This window comes from Psychroflexus planctonicus, from assembly GCF_014640195.1.
GTDB classification, from domain to species: domain Bacteria; phylum Bacteroidota; class Bacteroidia; order Flavobacteriales; family Flavobacteriaceae; genus Psychroflexus; species Psychroflexus planctonicus.
Window position 1 is genome coordinate 106,748 of sequence record NZ_BMGM01000006.1, and the last position, 16,923, is coordinate 123,670.

At 32.9% G+C, this 16,923-nt stretch carries 19 protein-coding genes; 3 read left to right on the forward strand and 16 right to left on the reverse strand.

Annotation, left to right across the window (positions count from 1 at the left end):
- Positions 1–21: 21 nt before the first annotated feature.
- From IEV72_RS07810 to IEV72_RS07840, 7 genes are all read right to left on the reverse strand, one after another.
- The gene (locus IEV72_RS07810; RefSeq protein ID WP_188458538.1) at positions 22–240 is read right to left on the reverse strand and encodes a hypothetical protein; all 219 of its coding nucleotides are present in this window, start codon (positions 238–240) and stop codon (positions 22–24) included.
- A 3-nt stretch (positions 241–243) separates the two neighbouring features.
- Positions 244–945 carry a hypothetical protein gene (locus IEV72_RS07815; protein WP_188458539.1) on the reverse strand — a complete coding sequence of 234 codons (702 nt, stop codon included), beginning with the start codon at positions 943–945 and terminating at the stop codon, positions 244–246.
- 518 nt (positions 946–1,463) lie between these two features.
- Complete coding sequence (ctlX, locus tag IEV72_RS07820; RefSeq protein ID WP_188458540.1) at positions 1,464–2,399, reverse strand: citrulline utilization hydrolase CtlX; 936 nt, start codon at positions 2,397–2,399, stop codon at positions 1,464–1,466.
- A gap of 1 nt (position 2,400) precedes the next feature.
- A complete protein-coding gene (locus tag IEV72_RS07825; protein WP_188458541.1) occupies positions 2,401–3,312 on the reverse strand; it encodes a dimethylarginine dimethylaminohydrolase family protein in 912 nt (303 codons plus the stop codon).
- A gap of 45 nt (positions 3,313–3,357) precedes the next feature.
- Positions 3,358–4,020: a peptidoglycan DD-metalloendopeptidase family protein gene (locus tag IEV72_RS07830; RefSeq protein ID WP_188458542.1), complete on the reverse strand. Its 663-nt coding sequence runs from the start codon at positions 4,018–4,020 to the stop codon at positions 3,358–3,360.
- Between the two features lie 47 nt (positions 4,021–4,067).
- Positions 4,068–4,772, reverse strand: a complete 705-nt coding sequence (locus IEV72_RS07835; RefSeq protein WP_188458543.1) for a DUF3667 domain-containing protein — start codon at positions 4,770–4,772, stop codon at positions 4,068–4,070.
- 167 nt (positions 4,773–4,939) lie between these two features.
- Complete coding sequence (locus IEV72_RS07840) at positions 4,940–5,368, reverse strand: Ohr family peroxiredoxin (protein ID WP_188458544.1); 429 nt, start codon at positions 5,366–5,368, stop codon at positions 4,940–4,942.
- An 85-nt stretch (positions 5,369–5,453) separates the two neighbouring features.
- Here IEV72_RS07840 and meaB point away from each other — a divergent pair, with 85 nt between their 5' ends.
- A complete protein-coding gene (meaB, locus tag IEV72_RS07845; RefSeq protein WP_188458545.1) occupies positions 5,454–6,542 on the forward strand; it encodes a methylmalonyl Co-A mutase-associated GTPase MeaB in 1,089 nt (362 codons plus the stop codon).
- Here the strand turns inward: meaB and IEV72_RS07850 are convergent.
- The 7 genes from IEV72_RS07850 to IEV72_RS07880 form a co-directional block, all read right to left on the reverse strand.
- On the reverse strand, positions 6,518–7,141 hold the full coding sequence (locus IEV72_RS07850; protein WP_188458546.1) for a phosphatase PAP2 family protein: 624 nt from the start codon (positions 7,139–7,141) through the stop codon (positions 6,518–6,520). The genes meaB and IEV72_RS07850 overlap by 25 nt on opposite strands.
- Positions 7,142–7,155: 14 nt before the next feature.
- The gene (locus IEV72_RS07855; RefSeq protein WP_188458547.1) at positions 7,156–7,392 is read right to left on the reverse strand and encodes a DUF8828 family protein; all 237 of its coding nucleotides are present in this window, start codon (positions 7,390–7,392) and stop codon (positions 7,156–7,158) included.
- A gap of 17 nt (positions 7,393–7,409) precedes the next feature.
- Entirely contained in the window at positions 7,410–8,744 is a 1,335-nt protein-coding gene (locus IEV72_RS07860; RefSeq protein ID WP_188458548.1) for an MATE family efflux transporter, read from the reverse strand.
- Positions 8,745–8,847: 103 nt separating this feature from the next.
- Entirely contained in the window at positions 8,848–9,834 is a 987-nt protein-coding gene (locus tag IEV72_RS07865) for a PAS domain S-box protein (RefSeq protein ID WP_188458549.1), read from the reverse strand.
- A gap of 147 nt (positions 9,835–9,981) precedes the next feature.
- Positions 9,982–10,635: a response regulator gene (locus IEV72_RS07870; RefSeq protein WP_188458550.1), complete on the reverse strand. Its 654-nt coding sequence runs from the start codon at positions 10,633–10,635 to the stop codon at positions 9,982–9,984.
- A 103-nt stretch (positions 10,636–10,738) separates the two neighbouring features.
- The gene (locus tag IEV72_RS07875; RefSeq protein ID WP_188458551.1) at positions 10,739–12,727 is read right to left on the reverse strand and encodes a tetratricopeptide repeat-containing sensor histidine kinase; all 1,989 of its coding nucleotides are present in this window, start codon (positions 12,725–12,727) and stop codon (positions 10,739–10,741) included.
- A gap of 42 nt (positions 12,728–12,769) precedes the next feature.
- Positions 12,770–12,928, reverse strand: coding sequence for a hypothetical protein (locus IEV72_RS07880; RefSeq protein WP_188458552.1), 159 nt, complete (start codon positions 12,926–12,928; stop codon positions 12,770–12,772).
- Between the two features lie 151 nt (positions 12,929–13,079).
- On the opposite strand from IEV72_RS07880, the gene IEV72_RS07885 reads away from it, so the two are divergent.
- Complete coding sequence (locus IEV72_RS07885) at positions 13,080–13,682, forward strand: hypothetical protein (protein WP_229731841.1); 603 nt, start codon at positions 13,080–13,082, stop codon at positions 13,680–13,682.
- Positions 13,675–14,223, forward strand: coding sequence for an RNA methyltransferase (locus IEV72_RS07890; RefSeq protein WP_188458553.1), 549 nt, complete (start codon positions 13,675–13,677; stop codon positions 14,221–14,223). Before IEV72_RS07885 ends, IEV72_RS07890 begins: the two co-directional genes overlap by 8 nt.
- Here IEV72_RS07890 and IEV72_RS07895 read toward each other — a convergent pair.
- Positions 14,216–14,698 carry an outer membrane beta-barrel protein gene (locus IEV72_RS07895; protein ID WP_188458554.1) on the reverse strand — a complete coding sequence of 161 codons (483 nt, stop codon included), beginning with the start codon at positions 14,696–14,698 and terminating at the stop codon, positions 14,216–14,218. The genes IEV72_RS07890 and IEV72_RS07895 overlap by 8 nt on opposite strands.
- Before the next feature lie 206 nt (positions 14,699–14,904).
- Positions 14,905–16,872: a DNA primase gene (gene dnaG / locus IEV72_RS07900; RefSeq protein WP_188458555.1), complete on the reverse strand. Its 1,968-nt coding sequence runs from the start codon at positions 16,870–16,872 to the stop codon at positions 14,905–14,907.
- Between the last annotated feature and the right edge of the window lie 51 nt (positions 16,873–16,923).

Consider the following 16,923-nt stretch of genomic DNA (forward strand, 5'->3'; position numbering starts at 1 on the left):
AATTACTAATATTATCTATTCTTATTCTTTATTATTTTTATTTTCTTCTTTAATTTTCTTGATATAAGGAAAAACAAAAAATAAACCCGCAAAAAACAATACTAATGTTAAGTGCACTTCTTTGATAAAAGTCAAAGTGTCTACTATGTTGTTCCATTCAATAAAAATCAGAGAAATACCTGCACCAATCGTACTTATTAATATCAAAAGAAATAATACATATTTATTAAAATTAATCATAACTTAATCTTTTAAGCAGTGATCGTTAAATGCATACATTGCATTTACTTGTAATAACATCGCTACACCACAAGCTATAATTGTAGCACAACTTAACATATTTGCTGTTGTTATTGCTAAAGCTAAAGTTGCTAGTGCACATCTATAGCCACTTCCAAAGCTACTATTAGGATCTGCCGCTACAAAAGGACTTTTATCGTTAAGTGAAGTTACAATATTAACAAATAGGTTATGTTTCTCAAATTCTTCACTTGTTAGATTTAATTCTAATACTTTATCTTTATAAATATTTAAAGCATCGTTAAAACCATAATTAAATATATTTGAAGAAAAATCTTCAGTAAGATCAACTGTACTTTGTTTTAACCAATTATTTGAAAGTGCTACACTATAAATAGAGTCTGCGCCTATTTCAAGTGAAAGTTTCAAGTATTCATCTGGCAGTTCTATGTTTGTGCCTAATTCAATATTTATACTTGATAAAATAGCTTTATTTCTTTCATATGTATCATCAATATTTTTGTTATTGACATTCATATTAATAGTTACTTTATTCAATAAGTCACTATTATAGCTTGCAATATAAACTTCATTGTTAAATTTAAAGGTTTCATTCGTACTATCATCTAAGTAATCTTCACAAGAAACAAATAAAATTAAAGTAGACATCAATGCTGCAAAATAAGGTTTTCTAAACTTTTTCATTTTAAAAAGATTTATACCCACATTCAGTGAGTGTTAATATTTATTTTAGGATAAGATTTTAAATTGGGTTTTCTCTTTTAAATAAAAATGCTAAGTAAAAAACCTATACCGCAAATGCTGAAAAATCCAGCATCGCTGTTTGTGTATGTGTGTGAAGTAAAACATAAAACTAAATTTCATGTTACTAACATAAAAGCTTTATTTCTATCTACATTGCAGAAAATCTGCAATTAACATTTTATCTTTAGCATTGATTTATAGATACTTAACTATTTTTAAATAATTATACAGTAGTAAGCTTTCTATTTGCTAAGTCAATTATTTGGTAAGTTTTGGTTCTACCAACTGAAATTGATCAGTGAAATAGTGAATTAAAAATAATAAAACCTCCGCTCTAAATTGAGCGGAGGTTTTTTGAATTATTTATTTGTTTAACCAATTAGCATATCTAAGTTTTAAACATCGATTTATGCATTTTAAACTTTTTTTTTACGGTTAAAGCTAAGACTTTGCAGCGCTTATCTAGGTAAAAACACTTCAGCCAACATACATCTTGCGCTTCCACCACCATTTACTTCAATGGTGTTTAAGTCTGAGCTTAAAATTTGGGTGTGTTTTTCTATTTCTGCAACTTGACTTTTCGTTAAAGATTCATGGGCTGTTTTGCTCATGATTAAATAAGTTTGGTCTGTAGTAGCCGATTTTACCTGCAACATGTTTCCTGCAAATTGGTGCATTTGTGCTTCGGCAATGTCAATGATACTTTTGCCATCACTTTTTAATGAGTTGACTACTAACTTTCGTTGCTTTTTGTCGTCTATACTTGCCAAACAAATCACGGCAAAATGTTCTGCAATACACATCATTACGTTGGTGTGGTAAATGGGCAAACGTTTGTCTTCTACGCTTTGGTAGGCTTCAAAAATTATGGGAGTAAATTCAAAGTCTTCGCAAAACTCAATGACCAAATCTTCATTTGCTCTGGCTGAAATTGCACAATAAGCTTTTCGGTTTTCGCGGTCTAAAATTAAACTTCCGGTTCCTTCTAAGTACAAATCTTCTTCTTCAGCAGAAGTATAATCTACAATGCTTTCAATGTTAAAACCATGTTCTTCTAGTTGAAGTAAGACTTCTTCTCTGCGTTCTCTTCTTCGGTTTTCGGCAAACATCGGGTACAAAGCTACACGTCCGTCTTGATGAAAAGAAATCCAATTGTTTGGAAACAAAGCATCGGGCGTGTCCAACTTTGGGTCGTCTTCCACCACAATTACATTGATGTTTTTGGCTTTCAACAATTCTACAAATCCATCAAATTCAGCTTGTGCTTTGTGGTTAGTTGCTAAGTGAATGTCTTCGGTTTTACGTTGAAAATAATTGTTGACCGCTGTTTCTTCATTCATTCTAAACGAAGCTGGACGAATCATTAAAACGCTATCTGTTATTTGTTTTTTCATGTTATGCTCTAATTAGGGGTAAAGTGGAACAACGCAGCAAGCCTTCTTGCTTGGCAATTTCGCGATAGGAAACTTCTTCAACAGTTATACCGTGACTTCGTAACCACGTATTTAATCGTGTAAAATGTCGGTCTGAAACAACCACATCTTCCGAAATGGAAAATATATTGCTGGTCATGTCATACATTTCTTGTGCATCGATTTCGAAGATATTCTCTTTTCCGAAGAAATCAACTAGCCATTGGTATTCGGCTTCTTCTAGAAATCCATTTCTATGAATAATGGCTTTGTCTTTTCCAACGGGTTGAAAACAGCAATCTAGATGAAGCGCATTGGCTTTTGCATTGGTATTGCTTTTTCTCAAGTTGAAGGATTTTACTTTTTTATGTGGAAATAATTGTTGAATGGCTTCTACCGCTGCCAAATTGGTTCGCGCTGTAATGTAAGTGGAATAATCTTCACCGCGATAAGTTCCGATGAAAATATATTCGCCATGCGGCATAATATCGCCACCTTCAATATGGCATTGTTCGGGCAAGACGATTACATTTTCAGGATTCATCTGATTGATTACATAATGTATGGCTTCAATTTCTTGTTCGCGATCGGGTAAAATATTGGCTCTCATAAATTTATCTTCAATTACAAAACCGATATCTCGCGTAAAAATTTGGTTATAATTTTCAATAATTTTGGGTCTAAACACATCTACATTATATTTTCTAAAAACCGCAGCAACCGATTCCATTTCTTGAATCATATCTTCTTCTTTAGGATATTCTCCTTTTTTGATGAATTCAGCAGATTTGGGGTCGTAAGCTTCTTCTATACTTGGAACAGGACCATTTGAATTGGCTATTCCTAAAATAACAGCTTTTAATCTTGCTGTTTCGTTTGTAACCTGTAGTTGCATATTGTGTTTTTACTATTTTGCAAAAATAAGTAAATTAACTTAGCTTTATTTGATTATGAGTTCGGGTTTAGGAGAGTTTTTTGCGTATTTCTCAACTTGAGTTGCACTGCATACTCCGGGATAATCTTTTGCATCGTTTGGAAGTGTTAAAATCCACTGAAAATGAAGATGCGGAACGTAATTTCCATTTTCATGCGCTTCCCCTAAATAACAAAATACTTTGCCTTTTTTAACTTGCGTTCCTTCTTCAATGTGTAAGGAAGCTTTACTTAAATGTCCGTACAAACTATAAAAACTGAAATCTTGAAACTGATGCTTCAAAATAATGGTTCCGCCATAGTTTCCTTCACCTTCATTGTAATAAGCTGAATGTACCGTTCCATCTAAAGGAGCTAAAATTCCTGCTCCAGCAGTAGCCCAAAAATCGACACCCAAGTGTATATTCCGAATTGTTTCTGAATTAAACAAGGCAGAATTAGCATACAAATTTCGCTTTTCTAAGTAACCGCCATACAAAACTTTTGTATTTGCTTTTTGCTGAATTTCATTTAAATAATTTTGAAGCTGTTGATGATTAGGCGCATCAATATTTTGATTGGCTAGTGTGTTTTCGCTTAAATCTACTTCAGCGTAATCATTGATGTTCGTAGCCTTTTCTATGAGCAAAAGCTGAACATCGAGTTCTTTTAAACAGGTTTTAAAAAGCATGATTTGTGTGTATTTCAGATAGTAAGACTAACGAAAAACGAGAAAGTTTAAGCTTCCAAATAAGCAAGGAAAAGACCATAAGTAACACCGATAGAAACAGTGGTAATTGCCATTAGTAAGACACCTAAAATAATGCTTGCAATGGTTTTAAGTATAATTACGAAATAAGATTGCTTAAAAAAAGAAATGTAAGCATATAGGAAGTATGCTAAAGAAACTAGATTTACAAATAGTTCTCCGTAGGGTTTAAAGTGGAGAGCTAGCGGAAAGAAAATAAGACCAAGCACAAGTACTTGTCCCATTACAAAAAGATTTAAAATAAGATTTTCCACTAAGTTGTAACCCGATTTTTTTCTAAAAAACCAATAGGAAAAAAATGAAATAAATACAGCAAAAAGCACAATCCAAAAACTCAAATAATTGTAAAATATTTTAGCAAATTCTTCTGCTTCTGGTCTGTTTAAGGAAGTTTCTTGAGTATTAAATTTCAAGAAAACAAAAATAAAAAGTGAAGCCGAGACAAAATAAAACTTAAACGGATTGACCAAGCGGTCTCGATGAATACTCAAATAAGCCTGGATGTGTTTCCCTGGATTCTGAATGAGTAATTTAATGGTATTTAAAAAACCCTTTTCTAAATTAAAAAACTGAAAAACCTGATTACTTAAACTTGAAAATGTAAAGCGTTTAATTTCATTTTTTTCTGAAATTTTGACGACTTCGTTATCTTTAAGTTTTGGTAAATAAGACATTTAGCTAAATTTATAAAACAAAGCTACAAATTTATTCTATGGTTGGAAAAAGCTCGTCAGTTCACTAAAAAGAGAGTTTCAGATTCATTTACATTATTTCATAGAAAATTTCAACATAAAAAAAGCCCCAATAAAATTGAGGCTTGTAGTTTAGTATGTAATCACTTTTACTCGTCCAACATCAAATTAAGTGTAACATCAATATTATCGCGAGTTGCTCTAGAAAATGGACACATTTCATGAGCTTCATTGATTAATTTTTCACCTGTTTCAACATCTTTTAACTTTGGTAAATAGGTGTCTAAAACGGCTGCTAGCTGCAAATTACCTTCATCGGTTTTTCCTAAACTGATGTGTGCTGTAACCTCGTAATCTCCAATATCTATTTTGTGTTTGTCGGCTACAGCTTTAACTGCTCCTCCAAAACAAGCCGAATACGCTGCTCCAAAAAATTGTTCTGGATTGGCTCCGTCGCCTCCATCACCACCCATGGCTTTGGGAACGCTTAACTTCATGTCAATAGGTCCGTCTTCAGACTTTACAAGTCCAGACCTTCCTCCTGTTGTTTTTGTTGCTGCTTTATAAATTGTTTTCATGTCTAAAATTATTTTTGTTCAATATAGAAACTTAAGCTGCTGAGAACAAAAATGAATTCATAAATTTGTGCTAAACACCATAAATTTGACTTCTAAAAAGAAATCTGACTTTACTTCTGCTTTGGGTAATTCTGAAGCTACTTCTAGGCAAAACCATATTAGCGAAGCAAGTAAAAAACGCATCCGTGCTATTAGGAAGCAAGTAGTAAATCCTGATGAAATTATTCAAGGTTTGCTGGCCGGAAACAAAACGCAACTCAGTAAAGCCATTACGTTAATTGAAAGCAGCGCACAGAAACACGAGTCTAAAGTGAAGCAAATTATTGCAGCTTGTTTACCACATGCCAATCAATCAATACGAATTGGAATTACCGGTGTTCCTGGAGTTGGTAAAAGTACATTTATTGAAAGTTTCGGGAATTTCTTAATCAACCAAGGAAAAAAAGTTGCGGTTTTGGCTGTCGATCCTTCGAGTTCAGTTTCAGGTGGAAGTATTTTAGGCGATAAAACCCGCATGGAAGAATTGGTGAAAAGCGAACAGGCTTTTATCAGACCTACTGCTTCAGGTGATTCACTTGGTGGTGTGGCAAGAAAAACCAGAGAAAGCATTATTTTATGTGAAGCCGCCGGTTTTGATGTAATTTTAATTGAAACCGTTGGCGTAGGCCAAAGTGAAACTGCTGTACATAGCATGACCGATTTCTTTTTGCTATTGAAACTGGCTGGCGCTGGAGACGAATTACAAGGCATTAAACGAGGAATCATAGAAATGGCAGATGCTATTTTAATCAACAAAGCCGATGGCAACAACGAAAAAGCCGCTAAACATGCCAAAGCCGAATTTAAACGCGCATTGCATTTGTATCCTGAAAAACAAAGCCAATGGACACCTAAAGTGAAGTTGTGTTCTGCATTGAATAACGTAGGTGTTGAAGATGTTTGGAAAATGCTATCGTCCTATTTTGAAAAAACCAAGTCCAATGGTTTTTTTGAAGAAAACAGAAAGTTGCAAAACAAATACTGGTTGCTGCAAAGCATCAATGAACAGCTGAAAAACCGTTTTTACAATCATCCCAAAATCAAAGAAGAATTGAAAATTCAGTTGGAAAAAATTCATCTACAAGAAACTACCCCTTTTGAAGCTGCAGATTATTTATTAGGATTGAAGCGGTAATTCTTCAAAAAAGCAATTTGAATTTTGTCGTAAAATTCATAAACCAAAATTCCCACTCCAAAACCAAAGATAGAACCTACAATAATATCGCTAGGGTAATGAAAACCTAAGTAAATTCGGCTAATGCTTACCAAAAAAGCCCAAATCAGCATCACACCAAAATAAGCTTTGTGAATGCGATTTAACAATTTTCCCAAGAAGCTAGCCATGGCAAAAGCAACTGCTGCATGGGCTGAAAAAAAACTGTATTTTTCACATTTAACGGCATTGCTATCTATCATTTTTCCTTTAAACAAGCCATCTGCCAATAACCTAATTTGGTCAGCTATTTCCGAATTTATACTGCAAGGACGTGGTCTAGCTACTACATTTTTTACCAAAGTGGCCAACAAATCTGTAAATATTACGCTTACTACTACAAAAACACCAATAATAAAAGCAGTTTTAAAGTTGGATTTTTTCCACATGAAAAGCATGAATATTCCTATAAACAAAGTACCGGTAATTTTATCGGTAAAAAACAACCAAAAGTAATCCCAAAAGGAAGAATTTGATGCGTTGAAGGCAAGTAGGATTTCTTGATCTAAGCTTTCAATCATTAGAATAAGCTAGTTTAGTTTTCTTCTGCTCCGTAAAAACGAACCTCAGCATCGTAAAATTCGCTGGCTTCTTTAACAAGGTTTTCGGTTTCTTGACGCAAATCGTCTTCGTCTTCTTTAGAAATATCGTCCCAAAATTGGAGTTCATCGGTCGCTAAATCTATTATACAGCGTGGGAATTCGGTATGAACAACAAAAATGGCGTCTGGAGTTTCTGTTGCATCTCCTAAAATAAAACGTGGGATTTTCATAAGTAAAAGTTAGTTGGCTAATGTAACATTTTTTTAGTTAAATAATTAAATCTGAAGAAAAGCATAATAGCTGAAGCCGTTAAACCTGCCAATAAACCAAGCCATATTCCAATGTTTCCTAAAACATCGGCTTTTCCTGTGAAATAAGAAATAGGGAAACCAATTATCCAATACGCGATGAAGCAAATAAGCGTTGGGATTTTCACGTCTTGCATTCCACGTAAAGCGCCAAGAATAGTTACTTGTAAACCGTCACTTAATTGAAAAATAGCAGCAATAATCAATAGCTGACTAGCGATTGTTACTACATAAATATCATCTATATAAAGTGTTGGTAAAAAGTCTTTTAATACAATAAAACCAAGAGCAAAACCTGCCATAATGATAAAGACTTGCATAAAAATGGAAAAAGCAATTCTTCTTAAACTTTCAAAATCTTTTTTGCCTTTTTGATTGCCAACACGAATGGTTGCTGTAACTCCTAAACCAACAGCAATCATAAATGTCATAGAAGCCAGGTTTAAAGCAATTTGATTGGCGGCTTGTGCTTGCGCACCCAATGTTCCAGCTAATAAAACGGTGGCGGTAAAAATTCCCCCTTCAAAAATCATTTGTAAAGCTGTTGGAAAACCAAGATTGAATAAACGTTTAAAAATTATTTTTTGCAAGGACTTTTTCATCAACACAAAATAAGGCTTGAGTTTTGGTTTTTTAAATAATATTACAAATAGAAAAACCAATAAAAACACTCTTGAAACTAAGGTTCCAATTGCGGCGCCTTCCAATTCCAATCTAGGGAAAAACCAGATGCCATAGATGAGTAAATAATTTAGAAGCACATTTAATAAATTAGCTCCAATAGTGGCATACATTGCATATTTAGTAAGCGACAAACCGTCTGCAAATTGTTTAAATCCCTGAAAAAGCATCATTGGAAACATAGACATAGCTATGATATTCAAGTACGGCATAGCAAGTTCTACCACATGTTCAGGTTGATCTAAATAGTATAAAACAGGTTTACTAAAAACTAAGATTAAGAGTAAAAGAATGCCTAGCACTCCACACATTAATAAACCATGCTGAAAAACCTGTCTTCCTTTAATGTAGTCTTCTTCTCCATCTGCTTCTGCAATTAATGGTGTAATGGCAAAACTAAAACCAATGCCTAAAAAAAGAGCGAACATTACCAGACTGTTGCCTAAAGATACAGCGGCTAATGGAGCTGCTCCCAGTTGACCAATCATAATGTTATCTACAAATCCAACCAAGATATGTCCTAACTGCCCAAGCATGATAGGATAGGCAAGTTTGTAATTTTTAAAAAACTCCTTGGTATAGTCTGTAAGCATAGCTTCTAAAAAATTTGCAAATGTAGTTTTTTTATTGCTACGCTAAATACCAAATTTAATGGTATTTAACTAACCAAGGAGTCATGGAGTGGATGAATTAAATTTAAGTAACAATACTTTTATGTCCAGTTTTTTCAAATACTTTTCTAATTAAACTATCAAATTGATACGAGCATTCTTTTAGCATATTGATGCATTGCATTTTATCTTCTAAAGTATCGCAGGTTTCTACTGCGTTGATTAGCGCTAAAATATTGGTAATGGGTTGGCGCATTAAGTGGCTGTGCATCCAAGCTATATCTTTCAATTGTTGGTCTTGACTTTGTATTTTTCGTTGGAAAGCCTTAATTTTTCTTATGTCTCTAATAACATATGTATAAAAGCGTTCTTGTTCAGCTTCAAAAGAATTGATTTTTACATCTACTGGAATAAACTTTCCTCTTGCATTTTTAATTTTTAAATCGTTCCTGGCATTCCAATAGCTTAATTGAAATTTATCTTTAAATACATCTTCATTTAAGTCTTCTTCTTTAATGAATAGTTTTCTAATTTCAGTTTGGCTAAGTTGTTCGTTAGTATATTCAAAAACCTGTTCAAATTCTTTATTGATTAATATGATTTGATTTTTTTGGTTTACAACTAGTGTTGGCGAAGGATTGGCGTTTATAACTTCTATTAAGTTTTTGTATTTTAAATGCTTTTCTAATAAGTTTGAATCTACATGTAAACTTTTCTTTCTTAAATTCTCACATATTTCTGCATCTACCTGATGTATGTATACATAGAGTAAACCTGCATCTGCCTTGCATTTAATTAAACAGCATCTTTCAAGTTTTCCAAGATTGGCATGAATATTAATTTCTTTTTTGAACTGCTTCGCATCCGATGCTGCTTTTATAAAATTTGAAGCATTTACAGGGTTTAAGAAATCAGTAAAAAGACTTTGTTCTGCTTCTTTGGATTTAATGGCCAGAATCTGCAAAGCATTTGTATTAAAGCTAACAGATTCAAATTGTTTATTTAAAACAAAAACTCCATCATTAATCTGTTCGATTAGCTCTTTTAAAATACTTTGGTTTATAGATTTCATTTTAAAATATTTGGCAATGCACAAACAATGCTATTATTTGCTACCAAAATTAGCGGATTGAATTCCAGCAAAAAAGCAGATTTTCTGCAAAAATGCATTTTTGAAACCTAAGGTTTTGAAATTTAAAGTGTTGCGAAATGTTAAAACTTATAAAAGTCCCACTTCTTGGGCTTTCTGCACAATTTGATTATCGTCTGCCGCCTTTAATCCCAACACTTCTTTAATTTTTTTCTTCCGGTGATCTATTGTGCTAATAGTTAAACTTAAATGTTCTGGAATGTACTTTGTTTTTACACCTCGATTTAATAATAACAAAATTTGATGATCAATTTCGTCTAGGTGCTTTTTAAAAAAGTGTACTTTTTCTAGAGCGTTTTGTGCATTTATACTATGTACTTCTTGTCCTTTTAGAATTAAAGGAATGTTTTCGTTGAAAGATCGACTAGAAACATCTCCCTTTAACCAGATGCCATCTGGATTAGCTCTTCTATGAATCTGAGCAAGTAAAAGTGGAGTTGAATGGGAAGTTAGTATGATTATTCTGGAATTGGGATGATGCTTTTTAAATAAAATAGACAAGTCTACGCCATTCTTAATTTTATGCTTTTCTGAAGGTGGAATGCTATAATCAAAAATACCTAAGTCTATGGCATCTTCTTTAGTTGAGTTTAAATAATTGCAGGCAGCTTCAATATTATCGAAATCAATTATTTTATTTACATCAAAATCTTCAATAGACTTCAACATTAATTTGTAACCATCTAATACAATTTTGTGATCTTCAACTATAAAAATGTTCATTATTACCTACTTAAGTTAATCCCTAGTTTTGAAATTTTCATTGATTAGATGAGTCCGAAAATAATAAGAAATCGCTCTCTGCACAGCAATATTAGCTTTATTTTTAACTTAATGGTATTTCAATAAAAAGTGTGGTTCCATCAGCATTACTAGAAATTTCTACGTTGCCTTTTAAATTGCTAATTCTGTTTTTTAGGTTTTTAAGTCCTATGCCGTCATTCGTTTTCTGAACATCAAAACCCTTACCATCATCCTTAAAATTAATTGCTATTTGATTAGCAACTTTTTGAATATGAATTTGAACTTGACTTGCTTCTGCATATTTTCTAACATTGGTAAGCGATTCTTGAAATATCCGATACAAATTTACTTTTATATTGTAGTCTATTTCTTCCCAATGAATTTCGGCTGCCACATGTAAATGAATTTTTATGCTGGTATTGAATTCAAACTCTTCGAATAAATTTTTTAAAATGGAATCGAACCCTGTTAAGTTTAATTGATGTTTACTTTTTAATTCGTGACTTAAAGTCCTAATTTTATTTTCTAGATCGCTTAATTTATGTATGTAAGGCTCTGCTTCTTTTGAAGCTTTATCTTTAATTGAATCGAAAAAATGCATGATATGTAATCGAGTTCCAAAAATTTCTGAAACAATTCCATCGTGGAGCTCACTAGCAATCTTGTCTTTTTCTGCTCTTCTAGCCTGATCTACATTTTGCTGTTGCTCGAGTAAAAGTTCAAAAACTTCTTGATTGCTTTTTTGCTGTTCCTGCTCTAAAAGTAGTAGTTTGTTTTTGGCACGTTGTTTAAATATTAAGTACAGTAAAAAAAGTAAGCCTGCTGCACTAAATGCACTTATGTAAACTATGGTAAGTCTACGGTTAAGCAGGGCATTCTCTGTAATTACTTCTTCGGTATCTAACTCGATTTTAGCAAATTTTTCGCGTGTAATCCTTTCCACTTGCAAAAGCGAATCTTTTAACTGAATATGCCTATTTAAATATTGAGAAGCCTTTTGCGGTTCTGCTTTAGCTTTTAGTTCTAGGATTTCGAGTAACTCTCTTATAAAATTGGTTTGCTCTGCCAATTCGGATGCTTCATTTAAAAAAGTTTCCGATTTTAAAGTATCCTTATTTGACAAATAAAACTCCCCTAATCGCTTTTTGGAAACTACAACTCCAAGTCTATTATTAATCTGATTTCGTATTGCTAAACTTTCCAGGAATAATGCTTCAGGATTTTCGCCACCTGCTAAAAATTGAGCATAAGCTAAATTATCAAGCACTGCTGCATACAACACATCAGAAAACTTTTTAACTTCATCACTTAGCGCCATTTGATAGTTAGAAATAGCTGCTGTATAATTTTCTTGTTCAACATACACATTAGCCTTATTATTTAGGGTTTGTGCCACCAAGAGCGGATACTGATCATCAGATTTTAGCTCGTCAAGATAATTGAAGGCTTCGTCATAGTTTTTTATAGCTTCGTCATAATCTTTTAACGAGTTTAGGGTAATAGCAAGTACAATGTATGCATCGTATAACTGCCTATAATTTTTATTTCGTTTGGCAATTCGTATTGCATCAACTAAAACTTTTTCAGCTTCAATAAAATGACTTTCATTTTTATAAAGTTCAGCTTTACTTATTAAGGCCTGAACAAAACTTGCACTTTCCGGTTTTAAAAACTTTAGCGATTGTTGATAGTAATAAAAAGATGAATCGTTTACACTTTTTTTGTAATAATAATCTCCAATGTCTTTGTAAGTTTTTGAAAGAATTAGAGTGTCTTTAGCTTCTTTAGAAACTTGTAAATTAGTTAATGAAACTTTATAAGATTCTTCATAAAAACCATTGTTATACAAGCGGTTTGATAACTTTCTTAATAGCCTTGACTTCTTTACATTATCGGGTTCATTTTTTAATTGAGTAAATAAGGATACAAATAATTCTGATTTCTTATTTACATCTTGTAAATTATCAATTGAATCCAACAAAACTTCGTAAGGCTTTAACGGATTAGATTGACTCTGTAAAGTATTGCTAACAAGTAAGAGTAATGCTATAATGATTTTTTTTAATCTCATAAGTAATTGTAAAGCTACAACGACTTATTCGAAAATCATAAATTAATCATCATCTCTTCTTGGTTCTTTAATTCTAATGTCACTATCATTTAATTGTACTTCATCTATAATTAATTCGTTTTCATCGTATAATTCGTCTGATGAGCATGAGATGCTTAATGATGCTAAAACCATTCCTGCAATTACACATAAATTTTTCATGGTGTTCTGTTTTTAATTATTAATATTATGTTTGTTTTACGCTGCTAAACAACAACATTTAAAGAATTGAATTTTGCAGAAAAACTGCAAAAATTAAATTTAAAAAAGTCGTAAATTGCCAGATTTTACTAAGCTAAACACAAGATAGATTTTGGATAAAGACAAAAAACAGATTATTAAAAATGTAGCTAAATTGCTCCAAGAAGTGCCTAGCTCTTTAGAAGTAGTAAAAAACGATGCTAAAAAAGAACAACGTTTTAATTACCTAGCCAAACACATGGTAGAGAAAGCTATTCGAGAAGATGCGCTAATAGTTAGTGAAGATTTAAAAGGCATTGCTATACTTTTTAAAATAGACGGAAGCCAAAAGAATTTTTGGCAAGAACTTGTAGACGATGTAAAGCTCGCTTTTTATGTAACTGGAATTCGGAAAGGTCTAAAAGCATTAAAAACTCAAAATGTAGTTAGAAAACAAAGACCTAATCAAGGCACATATCTATATTGTTGGTTTTGGGGAATTTTAGCTGATGCTCGTGGCGTAACCGATAAAATGACCGCTTTTAGAATGAAAGATGAATTTTACGAACGTGCTTACCATTTGCAAATTCCTATATATGCTGAAACAAGAATAAGAAGAGTTGCTTTGGCTTACCAACGTTACGGATTTAAAAAGCTAAAAGACTGGCAACACCCAAGCGGCGACACTATGGTTTTTATGCGGTATGACCCACCTAAAAAACAAGACCATGCGTAAACTAAAAAATGTAGAATTAGATAGAAAAAGTGTAGAAGAATACAAAGCGGCAAGCAAGACTCCACTTATTATAATTTTGGACAACATTAGAAGTTTAAACAATATTGGTTCTGTTTTTAGAACAGCCGATGCTTTTTTAATTGAAAAGATTTACTTGTGCGGCATCACCGCAACTCCACCACATAAAGACATACATAAAACGGCCTTAGGCGCAACTGAAAGCCTGAATTGGGAACATGCCGAAAGCACAGTTGATTTAGTGAAAAAGCTTCAAAAAAACAATGTGGAAGTCTTTGCTATTGAACAAGCCGAAAAAGCCATTCAATTAAATAATTTTGAAGTAGCAAAAGACAAAAAATATGCATTTGTTTTTGGAAACGAAGTAAAAGGCGTGCAACAAAAAGTAGTTGATATTTGTAATGGCGTAATTGAAATACCTCAATTGGGAACAAAACACTCATTGAACATCTCGGTTAGTGTTGGCGTTTGTCTATGGGATTTTGTAAGTAAATTGAAAGTTTTAAGCTCTTCAGTTAAATAGAAAATTTTACACCTAAAAAGAGAACGGCTTGCTCTGAAGATGCTAAAACGTATTTCAATTCTGCAAAGGGAATAAAATCATAATCTGTATTCAATTGTAAACCTGCACCTAAATTGATTCCTACATCTGAAGAAATTCTTTTAAATGGATTTGATGTGCCTGTAAAATTACTCAAGTTTAATCCTCCAAAAGCGTACAAATCAATTTGAGAAGTATTGCTAAAGTGGTAATTTATATTAGCGTTTATTTCACTAAAACTACTACTGCTTCCTGCAAAATAATATAAAAGTTGTGGAGAAAAGCTTACTTCGTCAGAAAAGTAAAAATCGCCTAAACCGCCAAATCCAAATTTTTCAATCTCTGAGCCAAAAGCTGCAAAACCACCAACGTAATTCCGTTTGGTTTCTTGCGAATAAGTAGTTGCATTTAACAAAAGTAATAAGGCTAAACAAAATAAGTTAAAAATTGATTTCATCTGATTTTTTTTAAGCTATTCTTAATCATACATGACAAAAATAATCGAATCTAATTCTAAATGTTTGATCAGCAAGACCTCACAGGTCTTAAAGACCTGTGAGGTCTAAATCGCATAAGATTAAAAATCAGCATAGTACATGCTATAGTAATTTTTTGTCGTGCACTAAAGCTATTTTTAAATTAGGGTTTTGAATTCCTTTTGAGTTAAAGCACTCGATCTAGCCGTTTAGAAATAACTACTTCTAAGTGTTTGTATTCTTTAATGTCAGTAAGTATTTTAATGATATCTTCATCTGGATTAGCCTTGATTTTTTCGCCGAATTGTGCAACTTTTTCCTTAATGAGTAGTCTACGTAAAGTTAAAATACTTTGCACTACTTCTTTCGGGTCTAAAACTGATTTATCGGTTACAAATATATTAGCATCTTGCCAGCGGTGTAGCTTTTCTTTTTCGTCTTCCATTAAAATGGTGGTTACTTCAGAAGCTTCTTCTTCATTTAAAGTTTGTACAAATTCATTGAGTTCTATTTTTTCTTTGGTGGCCAATTCTAGTTCAATTTTTTTATGCAATTGGCTAAAAACGGGATTGCTAAATTCAGTTTCGTCGTCTTGTAAATCTTTGTAAATTTTATCGTAAACGCTGCTTTCAATAGCTACATTTTCATAGATAATTTCGCCTTGTTCATCAATGTTTATGGCTACATCATTAAAGATGCTTTTTTCGTGCCCATGTTTCAGCAAAAGTGAAATAATTTTGCGTTCTAAAACGTATTTTGGATCAACTTTTTCGGCGGTAATTTGCGCTTCTTCTGGCTTCACTAAAGCCATTGGTTTATCAGGCTGGTATTTTTTTCTAGAATCGTCGCGTTGTTTCTTAGCCAGCATTTGTGCCAAAGCGCTAAACAAAACTTCTTCCGAAACATCCATTATCCGAGAACATTCTTTGATGTATATTTCTTGCTGAATTTCATTTGGAATTAAAGCAATGCTATTTACAATTTCGCGAGTAACTTCTGCTTTTCGTATCGGATCATTTTTGGCAGATTTCGCTAAAAGTGAAGCTTTAAATTGAATGAAATCGGTTGCGTTTTCATCTAAATAAGCTTTCAATTCAACTTCGTTATTGGCTTTGGCAAAACTATCTGGATCTTCGCCTTCGGGAAAAGTACAGACTTTCACGTTCATGCCTTGTTCCAAAATCATATCAATCCCTCGAATAGATGCACGCAGTCCAGCTTCATCGCCATCAAACAACACCGTAATATTGTTGGTTAACCTATTAATCAAGCGTATTTGGTCAGGCGTGAGAGCGGTTCCAGATGAAGAAACTACGTTTTTTACTCCGGTTTGAAAAAACTGAATCACATCTGTGTAACCTTCCACCAAATAACAATTGTCTTCTTTGGCAATGTATTTTTTAGCATGAAACAAACCATACAAGACTTTGCTTTTATGGTAAATCTCACTTTCTGGAGAATTGAGATATTTTGCTGCTTTGGGGTCGGATTTTAAAATTCGGCCACCAAAACCCAAGACGCGACCTGACATGGATAAAATGGGAAACATGACACGACCTTTAAATCGATCGAATTTCTTTTCGCCTTTAACAATGGTTAAGCCTGTTTTTTCTAAAAATTCTAATTGATAAGCTTTTTTTAATGCTTCATCTGTAAAAGCTTGCCATTGGTCTGGAGAATAGCCCAATTGAAAAAGCGAAATAGTTTCATCTGTAAAACCCCGTTCTTTAAAATAACTGAGTCCGATTTTTTTTCCTTCAGTGGTGTTTGTCAACTGATCTACAAAAAAATCGCGTGCAAATTCAGATACTAAAAACTGGCTTTCTTTCTCGCTAGCTTTTTCCTTTTCTTCGTCGGTTTGTTCGGTTTCTTCAATTTCTATTCCGTAGCGTTTCGCTAAATATTTTATAGCTTCAGGATACGTAAATTGTTCGTGTTCCATGATAAAGGAAACCACGTTTCCTCCTTTTCCACTAGAAAAATCTTTCCAAATTTGCTTCACAGGAGAAACCATAAAGCTAGGCGTCCGTTCTTCTGTAAACGGGCTTAAACCTTTAAAGTTAGATCCCGATTTCTTCAACTGAACAAAATCGCCTATCACTTCTTCAACTCGAGCGATATCAAAAACTTTTTCTATGGTAGATTTACTGATCAAATTGAAAAAAATTAGAAATTCAAAAATACATAAATAAAGTAGATCCGGTTT